2 protein-coding genes and 1 pseudogene are annotated in these 4968 nt (G+C 64.6%); all 3 read right to left on the bottom strand.

The window, feature by feature from the left end; all coding sequences use genetic code 11:
* On the bottom strand, positions 1–3326 hold a 3326-nt coding region (locus Q1L50_RS14370; RefSeq protein WP_300339895.1), incomplete at its 3' end, for a diguanylate cyclase.
* A gap of 80 nt (positions 3327–3406) precedes the next feature.
* A complete protein-coding gene (locus tag Q1L50_RS14365) occupies positions 3407–4555 on the bottom strand; it encodes an ABC transporter substrate-binding protein (RefSeq protein ID WP_300339893.1) in 1149 nt (382 codons plus the stop codon).
* Between the two features lie 203 nt (positions 4556–4758).
* Positions 4759–4968, bottom strand: a pseudogene (locus tag Q1L50_RS14360) (IS110 family transposase); the annotation flags it as partial.

Below are 4968 nucleotides of genomic sequence, written 5' to 3'. Positions count from 1 at the left end.
CTATCGCCGCGCTCCTCGAGGAACTCACCCTGCAAGATTTCCCGCATCCGGAAACCGGGGCAAGAATGACCTTCGCCCTCGTCTAAAGTGCCAACCGGGTTTCCTCCGAGATCAGGAAATCTGAGGTTGGCCTGCCGCAACTGCCGTGCGGAAAGGTTCACGCTGACGCGCAGGCCGTGCTGTCCCTGGTCGTGCCAGCCCCTGGCCTGGCGGCAAGCCTCGCGCAGTACCCAGTCGCCGATCGCGACGATCAATCCGGTTTCCTCGGCAATCGGAATGAAACGATTCGGCGGCACCAGGCCGTGCTGCGGGTGACGCCAGCGGATCAACGCCTCCATGCCGCTGACCTCGCCACTGCGGCAGTCGACCTGTGGCTGGTAGAAAAGCACGAACTGTTCGTTATCAATCGCCGTCCGCAAGTCACTCTCGATCGAAACCCGTTCCTGGACCGCCTGGTTCATGTCCTGAGTAAAAAACTGGAAGTTATTGCGACCGCTTTCCTTGGCGTGATACATCGCGGTGTCGGCGTTGCGCAGCAGCGTCGGGACGTCGTCACCGTCTTCCGGAAAGATGCTGATCCCGATACTCGGAGTCACGTGCAACGGACGCTCATCGATCAGCTGCGGCGCCGAGACGACCTCGAGCACCTTCTGCGCGACGCGCGCCGCGCGCTCGACGTCGGCCAGTCCGGGGATGACAATAATGAACTCGTCGCCTCCCAGCCTGGCGACCGTCTCGGTTTCGCGCAGCACGCTCTTGAGGCGCTCGGCGACGCGCGCCAGCAGTTGGTCGCTGGTATCGTGCCCAAGCGTGTCGTTGATCAGCTTGAAGCGGTCGAGGTCCAGGAACAGCACCGCGGTGTGCTTGCCGTCGCGTCTGGACTTAGCGATCGCCTGGCGAATGCGGTCCTCGAGCAGGGTGCGGTTCGGTAGCCTGGTCAACGCATCGTGGTGGGCCAGGAACTGGATGTGTTCTTGCGACCGCTTGCGCTCGCTGATGTCGTCGAAACTTCCCGTATAGTGGGTCACAGCACCGTCGCCGTCCTTGACCGCGGTAATCGTCAGCCATGCCGGAAAGACCTCGCCGTTTTTGCGGCGATTCCAGACCTCGCCGTTCCACAGTCCGCGCGCCGTGATCCGGGCCCACATCTCGTCACCGGACGCTTCGCCCTGAAGGCCGGCGGAAAACAGCTTGGGCGTCTGGCCGATGACTTCCTCCGGGGTATAGCCGGTGATCAGGGTCAGTGCCGGGTTGACCGAGACGATGCGTTCCTTCGCGTCGGTGATGCAGATTGCCGATGTGCTGGCCGAGAACACCGTCGCCGCCAGCCGCTGGGCCTGCTCGGCGCGCCGCTGATTGACGATTCGCCAGATGTCCTGGCTGAGCAGGCGCGTGGTCTCGATTTCGCACTCGCTGTACGGAGTGGCCTTGTTGGCGACGCCGAGCAGCATGCGTCCGACGCCACCCTCAATTACCGGCACGCTGATCAATCGCTTGAGGCCGGTAATGGCGGTGGGTGGAGCGCTGGTAAGCGCTGCCGCTTGCTCGTTGCAGACCACCGGCGCGCGCTGGCGCATGGCCCGGGCCCACAGTCCGGCCAAAGTAACCGAGCAGAGTGGGTCGGCGAGCGCCGCCGAGGTGCCCCTGCGGGTGGCATGCGACCAGCTCACCGACTCGCTCGCCTGCTGATCTGGATCGACGAAATACAGGAAGGAGATTCGGCTGCCGGTCAGGCGCTCGGCGACTGCCAGCCCGTGCTGGATGAACTCGTCCTCGTCCATCCGTTCGGCTGCCTTGGGCAGTTCGAGCATTGCCAGCGCGCGCTCGGCCTGATGCTCCAGCAGCTCTGCCGACCGCCGCCGCGCCTGGTCGACGCGTTGGCGCTCGGTGACGTCGGTCAGGATGCAATGGGTACGTGGCTGTCCATGTACGCCATGGTGGACCCGGCCACTGACCAGCAGACTGATCGCCGTGCCGTTCTTGTGACGGGCGTCGAAGACGAAGTCGTCGGTCCTCCCAACGGCGACGAATTTCGCGAAGTTCGCGGCAACCGCGGGCAAGGATTGCTCAACGATGAAATCGTTGAGCGAGTGGCCGATCACTTCGTCGCGCCGGTAACCCAGCAGGCTCAGCCAGGCGTCGTTGACCTCGACGAGCTTGCGGCTCCCGACGTCCACCGACTGGTAGGCGAGCGGCGCACCGCTGAACAAGGCGCGATAGTGTCCCTCGGAGGCGGCCAGCGCTGCTTCGCGCTCCAGGATGGCTTGGGCCATGCGGCGCATGCTTACCGCCAGATTGGCCAGTTCCTCGGCCCGCGATGTGGGTAGGGGCGCCTGATAGTCGCCGTCGGCGATGGCCTGCACATGCCGTCCGAAGTCGGCCACGCCACGTGCCAGCTTCTGACCAAAGACGTAGGCGCAGAGCAAGGCCAACGCAAGCGCCACCGCCAGGCCGGCGGCGATCGCCAGCAAGGTCGAGCGCATGGTGGCGAAGGCCAGTTCGGTCGGCTGCGCAACCAGCGTCAGCCAGCCCGACGTGCTGACCGGTGTCACGGTGCCGATTTGCTCGACGCCGTCGAGCGAGAAGCGCCCGGTTTCGAAGTGGCCCGCCAGCCCGGCCTTCACCGGGGGCAAGTTGCCAAGGTTTTCCTGGCGGGCGGGGCGACCGGCATCGGGGTGGGCGACGACCTGGCCCAGGCTGTCGATGACGATCGGCAGCACGGCGGCTGATCGTCCGAGTTCTCCGATGTGTTCCGAGAGTTGCTCAAGATCGAGCTCGCCAAGCAGCGCTCCGTGTGTTCGCGCGCCGGGCGCTGCTGATCTGCCAAGGGGCACGGTGACGGCAACGACAATTTTGCCACGCTGTGACAGGTAGCTGTCGGACCAGATCACCGTGTCGCTCGCTTGCACGGCGCTGAAGAAGCTTCGTGCCGAGAAATCCAGTCCGAGCAGGTCGCCACGCCCGTCCCGGCAACTTGGCGGCAATCCGACGTCGACCACTCGTGCATCGCTATCAAGGACGTAGAGCGCATCCAGCGGCGCGTGCGCGCTGGCCTGGGTATCGATGATGATGCGCGTCCGCTCGGGGTTGGCGCCCGGCGGCATTTCGATTTCGGCGGCGACGCGCTCGAGCTCGGCGGCCGATCCCCGCAGGAAATCGTCGACCTGTCGGGAGATCACCGTGCTCAGGGCCTTGTTGCTGGCCGCCACCTGATCGTTGAGGCGCGGCAGCAAGACTCCAAGCAGGACTGCAGCGACTGCCACCATCGCTACTCCGACCATCGCCGAAAGGCCCAGCGCAAGCCAGAAGCGAAGCGAGTGAGCCATCTGGCGAATCCTACCGCAAGACGGCCAGCCGACCGGTCGGCGCGAAGTCGGCTTGCTGCCTTGAAAAGCTGCCGCCCAGGTCAGTACAAGGGCTTGAACTGGCCATTGTGGATCACTGAGAGAAAGGTGTCGCGTTGCGCGTCGCCCTTGGCGTCGAAGTGGATCGGCGATTGCGCGCCGGCGAACGCCGCGTGCGCCAGCAAGGCCTCCTTGAGCGACTGACCACGGGACCTGGTGGCGAGGGCATCAAGGGCGACGTTGGTGGCGTCGAAAGAGGTCAGTCCCGGGAAGCCCGGCTCATGGCCGAAGCGCTCGCGGTAAGCGCGAAGAAATGCCAGGTAGGTCGGCGCAGTGCTTGCGCGGTCGATGTACTGGGCGACCACCAGCCCTTCGACCGCCCGGCCGCCAAGTTCGATCAGTCGTTCGGTCGCTGCCCATTCGGAAGTGCCGATGCGAACGGCCGTATCGCGCATGCGGATCTGCTGGACCAGCAGGGCGGTGTCCACCGAGTTGCTGATAATCACCACACCGTCTGGTTTGCTGGCCAGAACCCTGCTGGCGACCACCGCCAGGGACTCGCCGGCATCGAAGTCGACGGCCGCGGTGACTTGCCCCCCCAGGCGCTCGAAAGCCGTGCGGAAATCGTCAGCCCAGCTCTGGCTGTAGGCCTTGTTGCGCAGATCGCAGACGAGTACCATGCGACGCAGACCGCTGCGGCAGAAATGATGTTCGGCGGACTTGAAGACGTGTGCGGCAGTAGGAGCGACGACCCGAAAGAACTGGTCGTCGACCGCCGTCAGCGCGTTGGTCGTCGCCGTCGGGGAGATCAGCGGAATCCCTGCGGCGTTGAACTGCGGCAGTACAGTCAGCGCCATCGCGCTGGTCATCGGCCCGATCACCAACTCGACCTTGCGGGCCAGCAGGCGTGCGACAGCCAGTACGGCGACTGCGGCGTCCTGCTGATCATCCTCGGCGATCAGTTCGATCGGCCGTCCATTGATTCCACCTTGCTGGTTGCGCATCTCGACCGCTAGGATGGCGCCGTTGCGCCCGCCGATGCCGAGGTCGGCGACGCGCCCGGAAAGTCCGCCCAGGAAGCCGATGCGCACCGGCTCGGGCGGCGCACAGGCCAGCACCCAGAACAGGCAGGTGGCCAGCATCGCGACGATACGCAGCGACGCGCACCATCGGCGTGGCGCGAGTACGGCCATGCTGGTCAACGGGAACATTCGGACCTCATTCAGAGCTCTGACAACATTCGGCCCACCTTCGGCAGTCACGATCAGGCCAGCCTTCCATTGTACGGGAACGCGCACCTCGCCATGACTTCAAGGCGACGCCTTCACGCAGCGGGCGGTTAATGTGAAAGAACCCTCCTTGAAGACGCACGAAGCCCTGACCGGCACCGGTCACGGAAATGGGTTGTCGTGAATCAAGCGGCTGCGGGGATGAAGCCGAAGCGAGTCAGAGCCTTGATCCAGCGAGAAGCGTTTGGCTGCACGGAGAGCTGCTCATAATTGATGGCGGAATCCCGGTAGTGTTCGCCACGCTTGAGCATGAAGAAGATGGTGCGCAACATTTTGTGAGCCAGAGCGACGATGGCCCGTTTGTAACCCCGGCGAACGATCAGCGCCTGGAACTT

It is taken from the genome of Accumulibacter sp. (assembly GCF_029255145.1).
In the GTDB taxonomy this organism is placed as follows: domain Bacteria; phylum Pseudomonadota; class Gammaproteobacteria; order Burkholderiales; family Rhodocyclaceae; genus Accumulibacter.
This window is presented reverse-complemented; position numbering and strand designations above follow the sequence as displayed.